Genomic DNA, 20709 nt, shown 5'->3' on the forward strand with positions numbered 1-20709 from the left:
TGTTCTTCATAGGTAACCGCCTCCAATAGTTACCTTTTTCTTGTAGTGGAAGTAGTTGGCTATTACCAGAAGAACGATGATCATGAAGACCAGCACGATTCCTGTGGCAAACAGGGCGTTGTAGTGAACTCCAGTTGCATAACCCATTTCAATGGCTATGTTGGAGGTTAATGCACGCACTGGATCCATTATTGAAGTTGGTATCTGGACCACGTTTCCCGCTACCATGATTATGGCTAGGGTTTCTCCAATTGCTCGGCCCATTCCTAAAATTACCGAAGTAATGATACCTGGAATGGCTGCTGGGAATATGACATTTTTTATGGTCTGCCAGTGGGTGGCTCCCAGTGCCAGGGATGCTTCCTTGTATTCCAGAGGAATTGATCTAAGGGCGTCTTCAGACACACTAACTATTATGGGTAAAATCATTACCGTGAGGATAACCGCGGCAGTGAACATACTGAAACCGGTTCCTCCGAACTGTACTCTCATAAATGGTACCAGTAACACCAGCCCAAAAAACCCGTAAACCACTGAGGGAATTCCTGCCAGGGTTTGAATGGTTGGGTTGAGTATTTTACGCATTTTGCTTGGTGCTATTTCTGATAAAAATATGGCACAGAATACTCCCAAGGGTACTGCCATTAGAAGTGAAAGGGCGGTTATACCCAGGGAACCTATGATCATTGGAAAAATACCATACTGACCATTGGAAGGTGCCCATTCCATTCCGAACAGGAAGCTGAAAAATCCTACACTCTGTAATGCAGGGAGTCCCTCCCTGAATATGAAGATGATTATGAGGGCAATGACAATAACTGATGATATGGCAGTTAAAAGAAGCCCTTTTTCTATGAAAAACTCTTCATTCCACTTAGACATGGTTTTTCTCCTTTTTCAATCTCTAGGATGATTTTGATGATATTTCTAAATGATACTTTTTCATTTTAAGTGAGATTAATTGATTTTTTTGATTTTTTCTGATTTTTAATATTTGTGACAACTTGGAATTCCTGTGACAACTTGGAATTCCCTAATCATGCCATAGTTTAACCCTCAATGGATTACTCATGTTACAGGGACTATTTTTTCATCTTTGACTATTTCCTGCCCTTCTGGACCTAAACACCAGTCTATAAATTCTTTCACTGGCCCTTCAGGTTCTCCATTGGTAACAAAGAGGAATGGTCTTTGTAACTTGTAAGTACCCTCCTTGATGGTTTCAATGGATGGGGATATTCCATCAATTTTAAGAGCCTTAACATCAGGAGTCATGTGTGCCAGGGATATGTATCCAATGGCATTAGGGTCCTGTTTAACAACAACTTTTATGGATTCTGTGGAGGTCTGGACAATTGCATCTGATTTTACTTTGGTTTTGTTCATAACCAGATCTTCAAAGGCACTCCGGGTACCAGAACCATCTTCTCGAACTACCAGGTTAATTTTAGCATCAGGGCCTCCAACTTCCTTCCAGTTGGTGATGTTGCCTGAAAAGATATCCTTGATCTGACTTTTGCTTAGACTATTCACCGGGTTGTTGAGGTTGACTGCCACCAAAATACCTTCCCTGCCTATGGGGTACTCAATTAATCCATCCTTTTCAATTGTTTTCAGTTCCTTGGAACTGGTTCCAATGGCAATTATGTCCTGAGAAACACTTCTTATTCCCAGGCCTGATCCTCCTCCCATTACATCCACCCGTACATTGGGATGTTCTTCCATGTATTTTTCTGCTAGTTTCTCAGCCACCGGTTGAACCGATGTTGAACCTGCAATTTCGATCCTATCGTAATTGCTTCCAGTGCCGAATGTTAATACGGCGATGATAATTATTAGTATAACCAGTAAACCTACACCATATTTCAGGTCCATTAAATCACCCTATGATCCTTACCATTAGAAGAATAATTCTAACTAACAGTATTTATAATTATAGAGTGATGGGAGGTCTGCTTGTTTTAAGCTAATTTAGGAAGATTACACCCATATGTTCTGATTGGAAACCAGTTTTTGTTAAAAAATGGGGAGTTTGGTGGTTTATAACCCACCATGGTCCTTTTCTTAAGATGTGCTGTTGACCTGTTTTCCAGTTGGTACCACTTTATCAGACTTTATAATTGCCTGACCTTCGGGTCCGTTTGCCCACTCAATGAATGCTTTGACTGCCCCGGTTGCATCTCCCTTAACCAGGAAGATGAATGGTCTCTGGATCTTGTAGGTGCCATCGAGTATGGTTGCTTCGGTTGGTTCAACGTTGTTGATCTGAAGGGCTTTGGCATCTTTTACTGCGGCGAATGAAATGAACCCAACTGCATTGGGATCCTGAGCCACGGCTTGCTGCACTGCTTCAGTAGAACTTTGTACAATTGCTTCTTTGACAAATGCAACTTTGGTACCATTGGAAGTTTTTCCTAAAACGATTTCCTGGACAGCATCGCGAGTACCGGAGCCCTCTTCACGGACAATCACGTTTATCTTGGCATCTGCACCGCCAACTTCTTTCCAGTTGGTGATGTTTCCGGATAAAATCCCTTTAACCTGGTCCATGGTTAATCCATTAACTGCATTGTTTTTGTTAACAATAATGGCAATTCCATCTTTACCAATCTCCCACTGGGTTAATCCCTGGGATTCGTTTGCTTTCAATGACTTAGAACTAGTTCCAATGTTTGCGGTTCCATCCTGGACACTTTTAATACCCACAGAAGAACCTCCACCTTGAACCGTTATCTTGACATCCGGATTCTTTTTCATGTATTCTGTGGCTAATTGCTCAGCAACAGGCTGTACAGAAGTAGAACCGACAATGGTTATTTTTTCCTGGCCACCACTTCCGGCTAGGGCAAAATAAGCACCGACTATTACTATTATGGCTATTATTATTCCTATTATGTACTTCATGTCCATAATATCACCTCAATTGCTACTAACTTCCCGAACTATTTAAAGCTTACTATTTGTGTATTGTAATACACATAAAAGGAACAAAATAAAGTTACGATTCATCAAAACCTTATTAAAAAACACATTTTATGAACTAAACTATGCTAAAGGCGATAAATAATATAGATTATAACTGTTAGAGTCTTACCTGAAAGTAAAGAAGTATTAAATGGAATGATCCAACCAAGACATTTCCCCTTCAGGCTTTCCTTGATAAAATTCCCTCATAATGAGTAATGCAGAGTTGCACTATAAAATAACCTCGAAGAATAGATCTCTAGAATAATCCTGTAGAAAAACTCTGCAGCCCTTTAATTGGATCAACAGTATATTTTTTTCAAATAGAGGGACTATACGATTTCTTCTTTTAAGATAAATTAACCATCACACAGCTTAAAATAAGTGTAGGCATGTTCACATTTGGAGAATAATCTTGCACTTTGTCACTTTAAAAATACCGAATAATTGAACAAAATATATCCCCATTAACCACTTAGAAAAAAATCCATTTAAAAAAAATTATTGATTCTTAAAATAGAAAAAAATTTCGATTTTAACTGAACCCCACTACCACTACCAAAAACCCCTTCTAGAATTGGATAATCATCCTAATAGTTTTTTCCTTCAGGATTTTGTCCTGCGGAAACGTTCAGGAGTTGTGGTTCTAGGAATGTTTCGATAGAACTCACCAGCGGTGTCAATAATTTCGATGGATATGTCACCAATACGCTCAAAAGCTTTGACAACACGGGATAATGATAGGTAATAGTTGGATCGGTCTTTGTCCATAACATCATCTTCAGCCATCTGGGTGGCAATGTTGTTCAGGGCCTTCTTCTGCAATTCATGGATCTTTTCTTCATAATCCATAACCTTATCTTTAAGCTCCAGACGCTCATCTAAAAATGCATCCATGGACTGGTTAACCATTTTACGTGCAGTTTTGTACATGGATTTTAGGGTTTCCATCATTTCTTCATCAATGGGGTCTGACTCTTGCAGGGCAAAGTTAGCAATATGACAAGTATGGTCGGCAATTCGTTCCAGATCATAACCCACTTCCCCCATGACCATGGTTTTACTGAACTCAGAGTAGGGATTTATGGATATAACAGTTTCAACAGAGGAACGTATCTTTTCATGCATATTATTTGAAATATAATCCAGTTTAAGAGCTTCATCAGCCATTTCAGCATCATACTGAGATAATGCTTCAAATGACATGTCGAACTGGCGGCAGATGTGTTTGGCCATGTCCCGGAGCATATCCTTTATGAGGAATGTTCCCGCATGCTCTCTGGAAGTTTTCTCCTCATCAAACATCTCAGAAAACTCCTCGAACTTCTTAAGATCAAGAATATACGCCCTTCTCACCACACCTTCCTTGATCAGGGGCTGTAATAGTTTAGTAACATATCTTCTGGTTAATCCCAGTTTATCTGCTATTTCATCTTGAGTAGCAGGATTATCATAAAGAATCACTTCCAGAACTGCCTTAAGAGTACTGTTTTTAGCCCGGTTAGTCATTTTATCATTGCCTTACATCACCGATTTAATGGAGATGAATTTTCCTTACATCTTAATGAGAATGGATTATCATTACATCTTAATGGGGATAAATTATCATTTAAGGTACCTGGTTCCTTTATTTACCTGGTTCATTTTTCCTTAGTTTTATTTTGATCTTCTTTACGTATAATTGTCACGGAATCCTGTATTATGGACACTATCACATACAAAAGCACTGCAATAAGCACTATGGAAATTAATTCACTGAACTGACGGAATACAGGAGAATACAACACAACAATTGGCGAGTTATAATCCACAAATCCGGCCATCAGTTTCACCAGCCCCACACCTATTACTGCCAAACCATAAATTGGAGGTATGCGGTCCGGTTCAAGAAGGGGATAAATTCCCATAACCAGGAGTCCTACGCCAATAGTTCTAAAGAGGTTCCATCCAGTTGCGGTTTCCATTGATAGGAATAATTCACTTGGCATGCGGTAAAATGATGATAGTAGATATATCACCTCTATAGCCAGGATTATAATCAGGGGGAAAACATAAAATATACTGCTTTCCACCCTCTGGGTTTTTACGGTGTTAGCATTTTTTATGGGTTCCTTGAAAAAATGGCTCATGAACTGATAAAGCATTGAACCCATTACTGCCCCAATTACAGTTCCTGCTATTCCCAACTGTGATGTGGTGTAAGCCACAATACCGGAAATTAAACCGGCCATTATTATATCTAAAGTTTTTGACATTCTATCCCAAACTCATTCATTCTACAGATAAATTTAGTTTTACTCTAAAAAGAATTTATTCATAATATATAATTAATAATCAAATATGTAATTAATTGTTAATTTAATATTATTAATCAAATATCTCCCATTACCAGTCATACTGTATGTATGGGATTATGGGTATAAGAATGGATTACAAAAGATTCATCCTTCACTTCCATTGAATAATGAGCCATCTGTTTTTTACTTCCATTTTCAGTCTTAACCATATTAACCAGAACTTCTCCATCGTTAATTTCCAGTTCATTGTAACTGGCGCACATGTTTCCCCGCAGTTTCCCGGTGGTTGCAGTTCCCGAGTTTAAAACCACCATATTGTTAAGCATCCAAACATTGGGGACATGTTTATGACCATTTAAGACAAAATCAACCCCATTCTCTGTTAAAACGTGCATTAAATCCCCTGAGTCCAGTAAAATATTCCTTTCTCTTCCAGTTTGGGGTATGGGTATGATATGATGATGAAAGGTTACCACTTTTGCCCGGTCATCTGGTATTTTTGCCAATTCCGATTTAAGCCAGTCCATCTGGTCACGTCCAATCTGCCCATGACTAACATCGGCTTCTGAGGAATCCAATCCAATAATGGTGAAGTTGGAACTTTTATCGGTGTGAACAAATTTCCGTTTGCTGACCAGGTTTTCAAAATGAACCAGCCCCACATTACGGACATCGTGATTTCCAGGGATTAAATGGGCCGGGGTTATTGATTGGAGTTCATCAACAAATTCACAGGCCTCCTCATATTCATGGAAAAACCCACTGGCAGTGAGATCCCCGGCAAATATCAAAAGATCAGGATTTGCATCTTCGAGCTGGGCCAGGAGATTGGATTTAAGCACATCAGAAAATGTGATATCCCCGAAATGTACATCAGATATTTGAATTATTTTTTTCCCCATTAAAACACCTAATTTAGAAATGGAAACTGGCGAATGTTTATTCTATAATCTTCACAATTTTTTCATGACATTTAGAATATAAAAAATTTTTAGTCCAAAAAAAATTATTTTATTAAATTTAGAAAGTCCCCATGGAATTGTGGCGGGTGGAACAGACCACGTACTCCTCGTTTTCAACTTTAACTGAGTAGTAAACCAGTTGTTTCTTCTTACCAGTTTCTGTGTCCACCAGGTTCACGTAGAAATCTTCATCTTCAAAGGATAGTTGATTGTAGGATGGCCTGGTTTGACCCCTTAATTTACGGGTGGTGACAGTCCCTGAGTTAAGTGTGACCATTTTTTCCACCATCCAAACATTTGGAACATGTTTATGACCATTTAAAACCAGATCAACACCGTTATCCGTTAATAACCTCATTAAATCACCAGAGTCAAGTAGGATATTTCTTTCCCTTCCAGTTTGAGGTATGGGCATCAAATGATGGTGGAAGGTGACTATTTTACCCATATGTTCCGGTATCTTTTCAAGCTGTGTTTTCAACCATTCCATCTGGTCAATTCCAATCTGACCATCGTTAATATCTGGTTCAGATGAGTCCAGGCCAATAACTGCATATTCTCCATCGTTGTCAATGTGCACGAACTTCCGGTTTCCGATCATGCTCTCGTAGTGAAGAAGTCCCACGTTACGGGCATCATGGTTTCCTGGAATTACATAGGTTTTGGTTATGGACCTTAACTGGTCAATGAATGCTGCGGCTTCCTCATATTCATGGGGATAACCGTTGGTGGTAAGATCACCAGAAACAATTACCAGATCGGGATTTTCATTCTCAAGTTGCCCGAGAAGATTATTTTTAAGTTCGTGGGAGAAGTTCTTCTCTCCAAAATGAACATCTGAAATTTGAATTATTCTTTCTCTCAAAGTTATCACCGAATATTAAACTAATTGAAATTGTATAAATTCAAATCATACAACTTATTACAATGAAATTTGATTTAATTACACCTGATATAAAGTTTACTAAAATATTAAACTGTTAATCCTTACAATAAGCATTTATAGAAACGTTAAACCATATTGAAAAAATTAATAATATTCTAAAACTAAAAGTGAAAGCCTTAGGGGGGATTCGAACCCCCGGCCTATACCTTACCAAGGTATCGCTCTACCGGCTGAGCCACTAAGGCAATTAATGGTAATTGAACTTTTTACTATTTAAACTCTCTTTTTGTATTTAAATCTTTGTTTAAACTCATACTATGAATATTATTAAGTGCAGGGGAAGGGATTCGAACCCTCGAAGGCCTACGCCAGAGGATCTTAAGTCCTCCCCCTTTGGCCGCTCGGGCACCCCTGCAATACACTCAAGTGGGTGAACGTCATATATTAATTTAACGGTCCATCACTGAAAAAATTAATGTTTCATTACTTAAAATTTGGTGTTCATAACTTAAAATTTGTTGATGTTCATTACTTAAAATCCGGGAATAGTAGGATTAATTACTCTGATTTTAATCACCGATATCTCCCTATGAATTTGATTTTAAGATCAAACTAAAACTTTACCACTGCCTAGGGTATTCCAACTTTAGAGAACTATTACCCTAATAAAAGGGTAAGTTTTATTAATATAACCCTAATTATAGTACAGATAATGAAAGAAGGTTTCATCAACCTTTTTAATAGGGGTTCAGTGTTATGAAAATTTCTGCAGAACAATGTGGATGTTGCGGAGTATGTGTAGCAGTTTGTCCCCAAAATATTCTGGAGTTATCCTCAATGATGATTATAACTCATGAAGGGTGTGAAAACTGCAATTTATGCATGGTAGTATGTCCGCTGGGGGCCATTAAAGATGGAAAAAATGAAATATGATGTGGTAGTGGTAGGTGGGCGTGTTGGAGGATCCACTGCCTCATTATTCGCCTCTAAAAAGGGTTTAGATGTGCTGATCATTGAAAAAAATCAGGAGATAGGGGTTCCTGTGCAGTGTGCCGAGGCCACAAGCTCCAGCACCTTCAAAACCCTGGAAATGAAACCTTCCTCTAAGTACGTTTGTAATGAAATTAAAGGAGCTGATGTATATGCTCCTGATGGTTCCCATGGTCACCTGGAAGGAGGATATGCAGAAGGATTTATTTTAGAAAGGAAATTGTTTGATAAACATTTGGCCATAGAATCAGCAAAAGCAGGAACTGATATACTGGTTAAAACCACAGTAAAGGACCTTATACGTAAAAAGGAAGGAGTCCGTGGGGTGGTTGCTAAACATATGGATCACACCCTGGAAATAGAAGCAGAACTGGTGATTGCTGCCGATGGAATTGAGTCACAAGTAGCCCAAATGGCAGGCCTTAACACCAGACAGACCCCTCATAGTCTTTGTTCATGTGCACAGTACGAGATGGTTGGTGTGAGTTGTGATCCCCATTATCTCCAGTTCTATTTCGGACAGAAAATAGCTCCCGGAGGATATGTATGGGTCTTTCCCAAGGGAGATGGTGTAGCCAATGTAGGGGTGGGTGTGAGGAGTGATACTACAAGCGCTTACAGTTTCCTTAGGAAATTCACCTCTCAGATGAATGCCACCCCTGTTGAACTTAATATTGGAGGAGTTCCAGTTCACGGCCCTGTGGATAAAACCTATACTGATGGTTTGATGGTGGTAGGAGATGCTGCTGGACAGGTTGAACCATTCACTGGAGGGGGAATTCATGTTACAGTCCTCTGTGCTCGTATTGCAGGCGAAGTTGCAGCAGAGGCCATTGAAAAGGGAAAAACTTCTGAAAATTTCTTGAAAAGATATGAAACCCGGTGGAAAAAGGAGGTAGGGGGAGATCTTAAACAATCCCTTAAATATCGTAGAATAATGGACCGTTTGACTGATGAAGAAATGAATATCCTGGCTAAATTTCTTAAAAAACAGGATTTGGAATCCATCTCCAAAATGTCAATGCTGGGTTTTGTACGTGACTACCCCCAATTTTTAAAACTTTTAAAGGAGATATTATAAGTAAATAGCATAATTATAACTTCCACCACATCCAATAGAATTATGATGATATTATCCCCAGTTCCAGGAGATTGCTATGGATTCTGATGTAAATATTGAGTACCTGGAAGAAGAAAGAGATGTTGAGGGCTTAATTCGAGCCCTTAAAGATCAGGACTATCTCACCAGGAAAGAAGCAGCCCGAGCTTTGAAGAAAGTAGGAGATGAACGGGCTGTGGACGCTCTTATAGAAGCTTTACGTTATAAAAGTTGGCACTCTGATTACATTATTCTCAGTGCCGTTAGGGAGAATTCTGCAGAGGCATTAGGTAAAATAGGAGATTTTAGAGCTGTTCAACCTCTGATTCAGGCGATGGAAGATGATCCTGATGAAGAAGTTAGATTAAAGGCAACCTGGGCTCTGGGGGAGATAGGTGACCCTGAGGCAGTGGATGCACTGATTGCTGCACTGAAAGATAATAGTTGGAGTGTAAGAAGAACTGCTGCCAATGCTTTAGGGATGATTGGTGACCATCGTGCTGTGCCTTACCTAATAGAAACTCTGGAAGATAGTGACTGGCATGTGCGTAAATATGCTGCCGTATCTTTAGGTAAGATGAGGGATGAAAAAGCCATTCCCGTGCTATTAGAAGCATTGGATGATGAGGATGCAGATGTACGGTGGAAGGCAATGCTGGCCCTGGGAAAACTAGGTGAAAGTGCGGTGCCAGCCCTGATAAAAACCCTTAAAAATAAAAATTGGCGAGTAAGAGCTAAATCAGCCGAAGTATTAGGGAAAATCGGTGGCGAAGAAGCACTAAATGCACTTATATGCCTCCTTTTAGGTAGAAAAGTTGATAAACATAGGCATGTTAGGGGTAAGGCAGCCGAAGCCCTGGGTAGAATTGGGGATGCTGAGGCACTGGAAGCACTAAGGCATGCTCAGAAAGATGAATATAAGTATGTGAGGGATAAAGCAGATATATCCATCCAGAAAATCTTTAAACCCCAGAAAGAAGTTGGGATCTTGAATTATGATAATGGTGAGGTGTCCTTGGATTATTCTGAACATTGGGAGATGGTGAGTACTTCTGATGCTAAGAAGGTTCTCCGGGGTTTGTATGCCAATAATTCAATTACCCTCTCTCTTAACCGGAATACAGATGTGGCTGAAATATCATCCCAGGAGTTTGCAGAGATGCTCAAAGATGTGTTCCGGATTCAGGGAAGCGAAGTCATGGATGAAAGGGATTTTGAAAGGTATGGGATGGAAATCTATGAGATCTATGGTGAGAACCACGAGATGACCCCCACCAGCATCCTGATTGTTTCATTTAAGAAAGAGAGTTTACTTTATTATTTATGGTTCGTGGGAGATCCAGTGGCTTTCCAGGAAGCTAGTGCCGACATTGAACTAATGGTGAATAGTTTCTACATCTACGGATAGATATTGGGATATTTAAAGTATTATAATTCCCGGGAATTAATTTTAAAAATTAAAATAAATTTAAATCTTTATGTACACTTTTTTTTAATTCTCTTTTTTGGATTCGGTTAAGACCCGTAATAATCACTATAATATTTCTGGATTAATTTTAATGGAAAGAAAAAAAAATCTAAAAGAAAAAGTAAGATAAAAAAGGAAATGTGTATTCCTTTTGATATAAGTTAATGGTTGATTTATGGTGAATCCATTTAAAGCTTATTTTGATAAGCTTTCATGGCTTCGTTAAGCACTTCAGTGTAGGAAAGATCCTTTTTAAGTTCATCCAGATCTTCTACAGAGAAAATCTTAAGAACGTTGTCCTTGCAGGCCTCTACACATGCCGGCAGTATCTGGTCCTCTGCATCAAGACACAGGGTACATTTCTGTACTGCTTTTTTATCATCATCTATAACCAGCATCCCTACAGGGCAGGCAATCATACACAAACGACACATGATACAGGATTCATCATCCACAATTAAAGTTCCATCTTCTTCTCTTATGGCACCAGTGGGACATATTCTGGCACATGGAGCTTTATCAGGATGACATTGCAGGCAGAACACTGGTACTGTGCTGGTTTTCTTGGTTCTGGCCACTCCATGGGTTTTTTGGCATGCATTGATGCAGTCCTGGCACTCACTGCAGCGGCGAGGATCAATTACCATCAGGGTTTTCATTTATATCACTTTCCTATAATTTGAATTAAAAGAATTCAGGGTAATCCTTAACATATTAGGATTTGCCCATTTTAACCTCTTAAAGATCATTCCAGTAGTCTATGCTTTCTCTTTTAGTTCATCAATGAATCCCGGTACTGCTGATGAATCTCGTGGACCAACCAGCACTTCCCATCCGCTTTCATCCTCTATTTCCCCACTAACCGGTGCGGCTAATCCTGGGATGATCAGCTTACGGGTGTCTACCTTTTCTTCAATTCCAGTTTCCTTAATAAGATCAGCTACTGCCTCTGCGTTTAACTGACCTCCGGCCAGTGAAACGTCCACTGCACGACCTTCAGTATCCAGGACCAGGAGATAAGCATTGGTTTTACCTTTAATGTCCCCTTCCACAGTATAGAATGTAAGGGCGAAGTTGGTGGTCATCAGTACAGGGGAGTCCTTGTCGACTTCACCAAATTCATAGAGCCCAGCATCCACAGCCTGAGGTTTCCTGGGATCAGTGTATATTCCCTGTCTCAGGGTAAGGACTGGTATTAACTCCCATATATTTGTCCCATGGAATATGAGCATGTCTGCATATTTATTCATGAGAGTGGCGGCAATGGTAGCCTCCCGGATACCTCCCTGGATTTCATCCTTTTCATATAACCAGGTTAGGGCGGGTATGCCCAGTATAGGGAATCGGAAATCTTCATCCTGTTCTTCCACTGCCAGTCTGCGGATCATGACAAAGTTATCAAGACTGTCACCGATTCCATCTTCCACATATGTTCCGGGGTCCAGGACAATGTCTTCTATTCCTCTTTCCCTCAGAGTCCTGCTGATCTGCTTCATTTTCTCCAGGTCGTTAGGGGAGAAAATGGTTACTGGACAGCTGTATTCCAGTGCCAGTGCTGACATTTCTTCTAAGTTGCCTTCAGTAACCCCATATATGAGTGGTCTTTCATCCCCTACTTTTTCCAGGGCGGCTTTCATTGCTTCAGGGTCAAAGGAACACAGTACCAGTGGTAACTTTGCTTTTTTGAGTTTAGAAGCAGCTTCAGCGAATTTATCAGAATTTCCGGATGCGTTTCTAAGGGCTACAGCATCAAGGGTGAGCATTTCACCTATCCTTTCAAATTCTGTTTCTTCTATGGTTTTAACCCTTTCAGTGAATTCATCATCATCCAGATTATCAGCTATGTCTATAACCAGAGATGTGGGGTTGTAATAGGTTAGTTCGTAGCGGTATAGTACCTCATCCCCACCAATGGTGATGGTTTTATCCCCGGTTCCTATGGTTATCTCCCTCACTGCTGGTGCCAGCAGAGATTCCAGTTTGTTTAATCCTTCAGGGGATAATTCAGTGCACAATTCCAGTTGGGCTTCTTTTTCTGAGAGTTTGGTGGCGAAGGCCATGCATGAGGCCTCTCCACATGCGGCTTCTTCACAGTCTTCACAGTTAGTCTGGGGAAGCAATCGGTATATATCCATTGCAGTGACTTGCATACTCATAACCTCCTATTCAAGCTCCGTTATCCAGTTGGATATGTCCGGTACATCAGTTGTAAGGTAATCCTTGGTAAAAGTGGAGCCTATTTCGCTTAAAATCTGTACGGATAACGGGTGCAGCATCATGAAGATGTCCACTCCACAGAGCATCATGGTTAGTCCAGTGAATATCTCCCAGATAGGTCCTCGGTAGTCAGTGGGTCCCCATGCATCGTTTTTCATCCAGGCTTCCCTGGATCCCCATGCATTGGTGGTTCCAGAGCTCATTGGCATCTGCAGATCTTTGTCTCCTTTAAGTGCAGCTAGGCGGGTTCGGGTGATGACATCAATGGAGAATTCAATACCATAACCAAGGGCACAAGTAGTAGGGTCCATGACGATGTCTTTTTGAGTTAATCCTTCCTTCATCAAGTATTTGTTAAGGGTTTTCTGCATGTTTATGTCTGTGATGGCCCAGCTCAAAACTGCATGGTTGTAGTCCACTGCTGCTTTAGCCACCCTCTTGTAATCTAAATCAAGGTTAGCTGAAGCCAGCAAACACCTTTCACCTTCAGCAGCTTGGGCCGCTGCTTCTAATATTATTGGATCTTTCTGTGGATCTCCAGAAGCCCCTATAACCAGGGGGACGTCCACGGCTTGTAAGACTTCTTCTATGTCCTGAGCAGCCTGTCTTGGTGTTTTGTCCATGACCTTGGGTCCGGTTCCAATGAGGTGTATGGTTACCATGTTGGCTCCGAAGTCCTTCACTGCCTTTTTAGCCCAGTCCCCAGGGTGTTCCATGACATCAGAGAAGTGTTCCCTTATGGGACGTGGTAATCCCGGCATGGGAATATCAAAAACATCGAATGTTACCACTGGTGGGTTGGGTTGGGGTTCTTCAAAGCGGTACAGTGCCTGTTGACCACCAAGATATACTGGTTTTCTGCTTCCAGCACCCAGTTGCACCTGGGCAACTTCACCAGGATAATCTTTAATTGGAGGAACAAAATCAATGGCTTCCATTGCCTTAATGGTTTCTTGAACTGCAGCCTGTTTGGTTACTGCCTGCTGCACTACTCTCTGCATTGCTGGCATGAACTGCAATTCCAGTTCCTCAAAATCCATTCTAAACTCGTTAATCTCTATATAGTCCGTTTTTTCCAGTAGTTTAAGAAGTTGCGACATTTTATCCATATACCCACACCCTTACTCAACTTTAATACGGGATAATATCCCAGATACTGTTTTTACAGTATTGGATTCATCAGGAAGTTCCACCAGGGGTCTTCCCTCAATATCATACTGGGTTACCTCATCATCCTCATAGATTACTCCCACCATCTCCAGACCAGTTTCCTTGGCTTTTTTTAGGACTTCTTCTTTATTTTCAGTGTTCACCCTATTTAATACCAAATATAACTCCTGGAATTTGATTTCCAGTTCTTCAGCAAGTTGGCCGATTCTTTGTGCGGTGAGTATTCCTCTTTTTGATTTATCAGTGACCACCAGCATCACATCCACGTTTTGAGTGGTTCTACGACTTAAATGTTCAAGTCCGGCCTCGGTGTCAATGATGATCATATCATAATTGGATGATAAGTTTTCAATTATTCTGCGGAGCATGTTATTGACTGCACAGTAACAACCACTGCCTTCAGGTCTTCCCATAACCAGGAGGTCGAAGTTTGGTGTTTCAATTATGGACTCCATTATCTTGTAGTCTAAGATATCCCACTTGTTCATCCCAGTTGGTATTCTGCCTTTGGCAGTGTCTTCTTTTAATTCTTCTCTGACATCCCCCACTGTTTTATGAACATCTACCCCTAATGCTTCGGGTAAGTTGCTGTCAGGGTCGGCATCAATTGCCAAAATATCCATTTCCCTGCCAGACAGGGCTTTTATCAGGAGAGATGATACCAGGGTTTTCCCGGTTCCACCTTTACCACTTACTGCGATAATCACTTTATTGCTCCCTTGAATTTTAATTATTCACCTTTAATTTATTAATGGGCAATTAATATTAAGATTATATTATTTTTTCTTAATAATCACCTTTTCTGCGTATATTTTAGCATTCTTGAAGATTATTTTCACTCCTCCCGAGGAGGGCATGGTTAGTTCTGGTGCATAGGCCACAGGAGCCATTTGCATGCCTTCAGTTTCCAATTCACCCCATTCTTCAGAAGTTTCTTCAATGGTGATCTCTTCTTCAGGAGTTTCCGTAGTGGTAGTTTCCATTCGTTCCATTATAGGATGTCCTTTTTCTTCCAGGAAGCTGCGTATCTCTTTAAGGGTTGAACCATCCTCTTCAGTGGGGATCTTATCCCTCATATTTTCAGGGATGTATTCTTCTACAGAGTCCTTTATCTCCTTAGGTAGCCATACAATCCTTTCGAAACCACCATCTGCTTGCAGGAATTTAGGAGAACGCATGTATTCCAGGCTTAGACCGGTGAATCCTTCCACCTGTTTACCACCAGAACACTGGCCCGCCATTGCTGAGAATGGTATTCCCAGTGGTGTTTCTCCACGGAAATCACGGTCAACGATTCCTATACCATCCAGTTCAGGGATGTAAAAGGCAACAGCCTCGAAACAACCACAGGAAGTGTGAGGATATTCAAATACACTGTGCAGGTACACTTTATCAACAGTACCCTGGGAACGTTCCATTAAAACTGAATTAACATTGCTATATTCACCCTTAACATCATCAAGAACTTCACCCTTTTCAACCTCAAAAATAGGTCCTTCTGGATCCATCTTTGCCGCTGCACGGCAGTCGAACCAGTTTATAGCACCACAAAGGGCAGTTCTATCAGGAGTTACCACACAGACGTGGGTGGGTGCAAATGATTGGCACATAACACATCCATAGAAGACATCAACATCCTCGTCAGAGAGTTCACGGGCTCGTGCATCCCGGGTCTGGTATTGATCCTTTGCTCTGGATACGAATTCTTCCACCATGGCTGGATCCGTCAGGATAGTAACTGCAATGGATTCAATCAAAGGGAATTCTTCCTTGAAGAGTATTGAAAGGGTTTTTGCCAGGTGTTTCAGTTTGAAACCTGCTGCTAGGGCTTCTTTACTTACCCGGCACCATATGGCATCTCTCTGGTTAAGGTGCATGAAACCTTTAACATAATTACAGAGCTCGTGAGTTCGGCGTTCTATTACACCCTCCAGTTCTTTTTCCAAGTGTTCACCCTGGATTTCAATCAGGATACCCAGAGGATGAATATCTCCTTCCTGCATGGCATCCAGTTCAGGCCCTATAACTTCAATTTTGCCATCTTCAACGTTTTCCTCAACTTGCACCAGCTCTGCGCCCATGGACTTGGGTCCTGCCAGTTCCACGAACATGTTGGCTGCTCTGATACGTTCCCCCTCATACATGGGGCTTACATCAACAGGTATATCTTCAAACATCCAATTCCTCCGTTTTACAATCCGCCTTTTTATTCTCTCCAATTAAATCAATTTAATAAATGAAATAGCATATAATTTGCTAATCTTTCTTTGTTGATAGTTCAAGTTAACCCTACAGTGTTTTCCATTTTGATTCGGTTAATAAGATTATTCTACCTTACCCATTTTTTCAAGATAATTAAACCATTCTTCATCTTTCATGTTAGGGAATGATGCATCTGCATTGGAATGGAAAAATTTACAGATAGTAAGAGTTTTCAGGTGGGGTGCATAGTGTTTGAGGGAAGATAATCCCTGTGAACCTATGTAATAAATACATCCCAGGAAAATTACCAAGTCATGTTGTCCCTGTCCATTTACACCACCCCATTCAGGGTCATTAAGTAGATTAACTATTTCCACCACCCCATATGAAGTTGGGTTGAGGCCCTTATCATGGAATGCTTTATAGGCATCAGCAGTGGTAACCACTGGGAGATCCCATTTTTCCGCTATTTTAGTAGCCAGCGTAAGTACAGGGTCCTCTTTAACCAAAGGCCCCAGAATTAAAAGAGGTCTTTTAGCCTTTTTTATCATTAATTCAGCTGTTTCTGGTGTTACCAGTAATGACTGTTTAGGCCCTGCAATTACCGTGGGTTGCCATGGTATTACTCTATCGTTGGCCATTTAATCACCATCCATTCCCATTAAAGAGGGTTCCTGAGGTATTTCACGAGGTTCCCATCCCACTTCTTCCAGTATTTCCTTCACATCTTTTTTATAGGTGATGGGAATATCTTTCTCATTACGGACAAATAAATGAATATCTGGAGGCAATATACCATAATACCTCTTATAAAGATCGATATAATGGTTTAATTTGATTTGACGCCCCTTGCCAGTGTCGGTTGGCCTGATGCATAGTTTAGCTGTCATTACTATGGCTTCTTCCATGTTTTCTGCCGCGTAAATCAAGTGTTCTGGTGCGGGTTCACCATCCATTATTTTACCAGTCCTCAGATCCTTTATTTTCCAGGTTTCCTTCTTATCAGTTCTTCCCAATAATAATCGGCGATATTTTGAACCGTGCGGACCAACCACTACTGGTATACCCCATCGGTTAACTCCCGTTGCGATTGCAGCTGCTTTTTGAGAGTAAGCACCCCAAGCAACACCACAAGCTCCAACTCGGTTTAGAATGTAATCGGCTATCTCCTCAAAGTTGCCTTCCAATGGTTTTTTAGCAAAAATATTGGCGATCTTTATGCAGGCTCCGGAAATATGGGCGTTGGACACACATGAACCTATGTTTAGCAATCCTCGGGAATCAAATTCACCACTGTACTGTTCGTATAGTGTTTTTCCTTCTTCATCACGGTATTCACCAATGGACATTGCCCCGCATCCAGTGGCCACCACTATGTAGTTTCTTTCCAGGAATTCTTTTGCCATCTCCGCAACTTCTTTCCCACCATTAGGGTAGTTTGAACATCCCACAATGGCTATTACACCCGGTATATCTCCCAATACAAGTGGTGCACCTACTCTTCTTATTTCCACATCTTGTACTGGGCCTCGGCCAGCGCGGATGTTGAATTTTTCGTCCTTGGCTAATTTTTCACCCGCCTTGGCTAACATGGACATGAGGGGAAGGTCCCGTTCACATTCCTGTTCACATCTACCGCAGGAATAACATACATCGTTAAGGTATAGTTCTTCAAAATTAGAGAAGTTACCGGTTCCTGCTGCCACCACTGCCTCCATCATTGGTTTGTTGTTGGGACAAACCCGGTTACACCAGCCACACTCCGTACATTCCAGTGCTAACTTTTGTACTTCTTCCAGTTCTGGTAATAATTTGAGTTTTTCCCGTTCTGGTGCTAGAATCTTGGCAACTTTAACTGAAACCTCACCCACCTTTTCAGGGTCTAGTATGAGGGCACCTTCGATCTCTTTGTTTAATAATTTGGATACAATTAAATCGGGATCCTTATCAGTCATATCTGGCAGACCCAGACACATCTTGTCGGTGGTGGCAATTACTGCTGTATTTTTCCTTTGGGCTTCTTCCAGTACATCAGTCCGAATACACTGTTCATCCACTATGATCACATCAGCAACCCCACTGCGGATAAATTTTAGCTGCCTAGACAAAGGACCTACTACCTTAGCCCGGTCATTGTATCTGGAAATATCAATTGCTGCACAACAGATACCGCAAACCTCTAAATCCTCTTCTTGACCGGTTTCATCAAGGTAATCCATTATACTGGCACCTGGGACAACGTTATGACCTATGCACAGTACAACTGGTTTTGAAGAGTCAATGGTACCCACACCCATCTCAACCAGGGGGGCATCTCCATCTCCTTTAGGCATGTTCAGGGCCACGATCTGAGCTATATCCCCAACTTCCCTTGCCAGATCATCCATAACACCTGAATGGAGTGATTTAGATTCAAAGTCAAGGCTATTTCCTTCTTGACCAGTGTGACAGGCAGATAACAGATGAGATAATTGTTCCTCCACATAACCCATAACATCCTTCAAATCACCGAGATTTTCAGGTTTTTGACCTATTATAGTTCGGGTAATGGGGGCTTCAATATCTATGTTAAAGCCCAAATCAAGGGGATAATCTTCACCCAGTTCTTCAATAAGATGGTTGATCATGTGCCTGGCATGACCAGCATGGGCCGCAGTACCAATGTTACATGCTAAAAGAACAATACGCGCTTGCTGAGTTGCAGAATCAATCCCACAAGCCCCTTTCTTGTTCAAAAGGTCACATTTTCCGAATGTACAAAGACAACACATGTCACAGAATGGTGCATAGAATGGCTCATATCTACTAAGCAGTTTCATGTCCCATGATCTTAGATCTGTGACGTGGGGTTTTGGAGTTGGCCCCATAGGAGTCTTTTCTTCGGATACTTCAGCAGATACTGCTCCCTCTTTTTCAACTATTTCGCCTATGGAGATTTTTAGATCCTTCTTTTTCCAAAAATCATCCTTGAAATCTTTTGGTTTAGACTTTGGTTTAGGTGCCACAACAATCACCGAATTATTAATGAGTTATAATGATATTTTTTCATTACTGATTAGAACATATATAGTTTGTGCATAGTCAATTCCATTTTAAAAACAGTTCGTAATATCATCAATAATGACTCTTAAAAAATCAGTTTTTCACATTATATTTATCAGTGCTTTCAGTCATGAAATTATCAATTATCAGAAGTTATATATAAATCTAAGGCCATCCCGGGAAGATGATATAAAACCATTTGAAAAAAAAAACGTTTCCCATGGAACTTCTCTAGTTAAAAAAAAGTATGGTAATAAAATAAACAACCGAGGAGTTATTCCCCCAGTTATATTTGAAAATTAGACCTTGGGTTCCAATCTTTTTATCATAAACGCCATGAACCCCACAATTGCGGGGAACAGGAATAAATACATGATTAAAAGCAGTATAGGTGGGACAACTCCCCCCATTACTGTAGAAGCAGCAATGATCATAATCATGAATATAACTGGACCCAATATGGCTACGAACATGTAGATCATGGTGAAGGAGTTGAGCTTCTGGGCGTAATCCTTCAATTTCATTCTCATTTCGTAGGCAGTGTCATCGGCAATTACACTTAGTGTTTTGGCCAGATCTCCTCCACTGGATAGAGTTCGTGTGATCTGATATATGGCCCGGGTTAAGCCCTCAGAGTTAATTCTCTCACTCATATCCACCAATGCCTTTTCAGTGGTTTCCCCATATTTTATTTCCTCCAAAGCTCTGGCAAATTCCTCAGACAACGGACCGTAACCAGACATTGCCACCGAGCGCATACTATCATGTAAACCTATGCCTGCCCTTAATTCTGTGGCCATTTGTCTTAGGGCAAATGGTAGTTCTCGTGATGCGGCTGTTGAACGACCACCTGTTTTGATTTTAGGCATGTACACAATGAACATGGTCATGAGTAAAATGATAATACCGAACACCAATCCGATCTCGATACCAAAGCCCAGTACCACGATGACTGTGAAAACCACTGCAAATGAAAGAAACCCAATGATTAAGATGAGTTTTGGATCCAGACCTTTTTTCTCCTCTTCTTTAAGGAGTTCTTCCAGAGAAGCTTTGCGTACTGCTGCTTTTTGAGCTTTGTCTTCATCTTCCGGTTTTTCTTTCCGCTCGTACTTCTGGTCAATTAGGTCTCGGAAAATCTCAATTTCATCCTTTTCCATCCCCATCTTTTTAATAACCTTACGAGGTGACTTGGATGCGGATTCAGGCGGTTCAAATATGTTTGAATCAGTTTTTGATCCCCTTCCTATTTTAGGCCTGGAGATTTTAGGCCTTTCAGCCCCCCTAATCTTTTCAACAGGCTTTTGAACTCCTTCACCGACCTTTTGAACCCCACCACCTACTTTTTGACTGGAGTTAACCGTTAAATCCCCTATACGGTTGAAGACCTTTTTAATACCGCCAAAGACCAT

At 40.9% G+C, this 20709-nt stretch carries 18 protein-coding genes and 2 tRNA genes; 3 read left to right on the forward strand and 17 right to left on the reverse strand.

Annotated features, from left to right (window positions below; all coding sequences use genetic code 11):
• Positions 1-6: 6 nt before the first annotated feature.
• The 9 genes from pstC to BK009_RS06810 form a co-directional block, all read right to left on the reverse strand.
• Entirely contained in the window at positions 7-882 is an 876-nt protein-coding gene (gene pstC / locus BK009_RS06770; protein ID WP_100905713.1) for a phosphate ABC transporter permease subunit PstC, read from the reverse strand.
• Between the two features lie 186 nt (positions 883-1068).
• A complete protein-coding gene (locus BK009_RS06775; RefSeq protein WP_100905712.1) occupies positions 1069-1875 on the reverse strand; it encodes a phosphate ABC transporter substrate-binding protein in 807 nt (268 codons plus the stop codon).
• Positions 1876-2064: 189 nt separating this feature from the next.
• Positions 2065-2910: a phosphate ABC transporter substrate-binding protein gene (locus BK009_RS06780; protein ID WP_100909292.1), complete on the reverse strand. Its 846-nt coding sequence runs from the start codon at positions 2908-2910 to the stop codon at positions 2065-2067.
• Between the two features lie 660 nt (positions 2911-3570).
• Positions 3571-4473 carry a phosphate signaling complex PhoU family protein gene (locus BK009_RS06785; RefSeq protein ID WP_100905710.1) on the reverse strand — a complete coding sequence of 301 codons (903 nt, stop codon included), beginning with the start codon at positions 4471-4473 and terminating at the stop codon, positions 3571-3573.
• Positions 4474-4604: 131 nt separating this feature from the next.
• Complete coding sequence (locus BK009_RS06790; protein WP_100905709.1) at positions 4605-5219, reverse strand: hypothetical protein; 615 nt, start codon at positions 5217-5219, stop codon at positions 4605-4607.
• A 137-nt stretch (positions 5220-5356) separates the two neighbouring features.
• On the reverse strand, positions 5357-6163 hold the full coding sequence (locus BK009_RS06795; protein ID WP_100905708.1) for a metallophosphoesterase family protein: 807 nt from the start codon (positions 6161-6163) through the stop codon (positions 5357-5359).
• Positions 6164-6281: 118 nt separating this feature from the next.
• The gene (locus tag BK009_RS06800; protein ID WP_100905707.1) at positions 6282-7088 is read right to left on the reverse strand and encodes a metallophosphoesterase family protein; all 807 of its coding nucleotides are present in this window, start codon (positions 7086-7088) and stop codon (positions 6282-6284) included.
• Between the two features lie 193 nt (positions 7089-7281).
• A tRNA-Thr gene (locus BK009_RS06805) sits at positions 7282-7354 on the reverse strand.
• Between the two features lie 87 nt (positions 7355-7441).
• A tRNA-Leu gene (locus BK009_RS06810) sits at positions 7442-7524 on the reverse strand.
• A gap of 341 nt (positions 7525-7865) precedes the next feature.
• On the opposite strand from BK009_RS06810, the gene BK009_RS06815 reads away from it, so the two are divergent.
• The 3 genes from BK009_RS06815 (at position 7866) to BK009_RS06825 (ending at position 10606) form a co-directional block, all read left to right on the forward strand.
• Entirely contained in the window at positions 7866-8042 is a 177-nt protein-coding gene (locus BK009_RS06815) for a 4Fe-4S binding protein (protein WP_100905706.1), read from the forward strand.
• Positions 8023-9180: an NAD(P)/FAD-dependent oxidoreductase gene (locus BK009_RS06820; protein ID WP_100905705.1), complete on the forward strand. Its 1158-nt coding sequence runs from the start codon at positions 8023-8025 to the stop codon at positions 9178-9180. Before BK009_RS06815 ends, BK009_RS06820 begins: the two co-directional genes overlap by 20 nt.
• A 76-nt stretch (positions 9181-9256) precedes the next feature.
• Entirely contained in the window at positions 9257-10606 is a 1350-nt protein-coding gene (locus BK009_RS06825; RefSeq protein ID WP_100905704.1) for a HEAT repeat domain-containing protein, read from the forward strand.
• A gap of 248 nt (positions 10607-10854) precedes the next feature.
• Here the strand turns inward: BK009_RS06825 and BK009_RS06830 are convergent, their stop codons facing one another.
• From BK009_RS06830 to BK009_RS06870, 8 genes are all read right to left on the reverse strand, one after another.
• Entirely contained in the window at positions 10855-11325 is a 471-nt protein-coding gene (locus tag BK009_RS06830; RefSeq protein ID WP_100905703.1) for a 4Fe-4S dicluster domain-containing protein, read from the reverse strand.
• A 99-nt stretch (positions 11326-11424) separates the two neighbouring features.
• Complete coding sequence (acsC, locus tag BK009_RS06835) at positions 11425-12816, reverse strand: acetyl-CoA decarbonylase/synthase complex subunit gamma (RefSeq protein WP_100905702.1); 1392 nt, start codon at positions 12814-12816, stop codon at positions 11425-11427.
• 12 nt (positions 12817-12828) lie between these two features.
• Positions 12829-13992, reverse strand: coding sequence for a CO dehydrogenase/acetyl-CoA synthase subunit delta (cdhD, locus tag BK009_RS06840; RefSeq protein WP_100905701.1), 1164 nt, complete (start codon positions 13990-13992; stop codon positions 12829-12831).
• A 12-nt stretch (positions 13993-14004) separates the two neighbouring features.
• Positions 14005-14760, reverse strand: coding sequence for an ATP-binding protein (locus BK009_RS06845; RefSeq protein WP_100905700.1), 756 nt, complete (start codon positions 14758-14760; stop codon positions 14005-14007).
• A 69-nt stretch (positions 14761-14829) separates the two neighbouring features.
• A complete protein-coding gene (gene cdhC / locus BK009_RS06850; RefSeq protein ID WP_100905699.1) occupies positions 14830-16230 on the reverse strand; it encodes a CO dehydrogenase/CO-methylating acetyl-CoA synthase complex subunit beta in 1401 nt (466 codons plus the stop codon).
• Between the two features lie 147 nt (positions 16231-16377).
• On the reverse strand, positions 16378-16896 hold the full coding sequence (gene cdhB / locus BK009_RS06855) for a CO dehydrogenase/acetyl-CoA synthase complex subunit epsilon (RefSeq protein WP_100905698.1): 519 nt from the start codon (positions 16894-16896) through the stop codon (positions 16378-16380).
• Positions 16897-19269: a CO dehydrogenase/acetyl-CoA synthase complex subunit alpha gene (gene cdhA / locus BK009_RS06860; RefSeq protein ID WP_100905697.1), complete on the reverse strand. Its 2373-nt coding sequence runs from the start codon at positions 19267-19269 to the stop codon at positions 16897-16899.
• Positions 19270-19596: 327 nt separating this feature from the next.
• Positions 19597-20709, reverse strand: coding sequence for a type II secretion system F family protein (locus tag BK009_RS06870; RefSeq protein WP_100905695.1), 1113 nt, complete (start codon positions 20707-20709; stop codon positions 19597-19599).

Origin of the sequence: Methanobacterium subterraneum, from assembly GCF_002813695.1 — an archaeon.
Taxonomy (GTDB): Archaea; Methanobacteriota; Methanobacteria; order Methanobacteriales; family Methanobacteriaceae; genus Methanobacterium; species Methanobacterium subterraneum.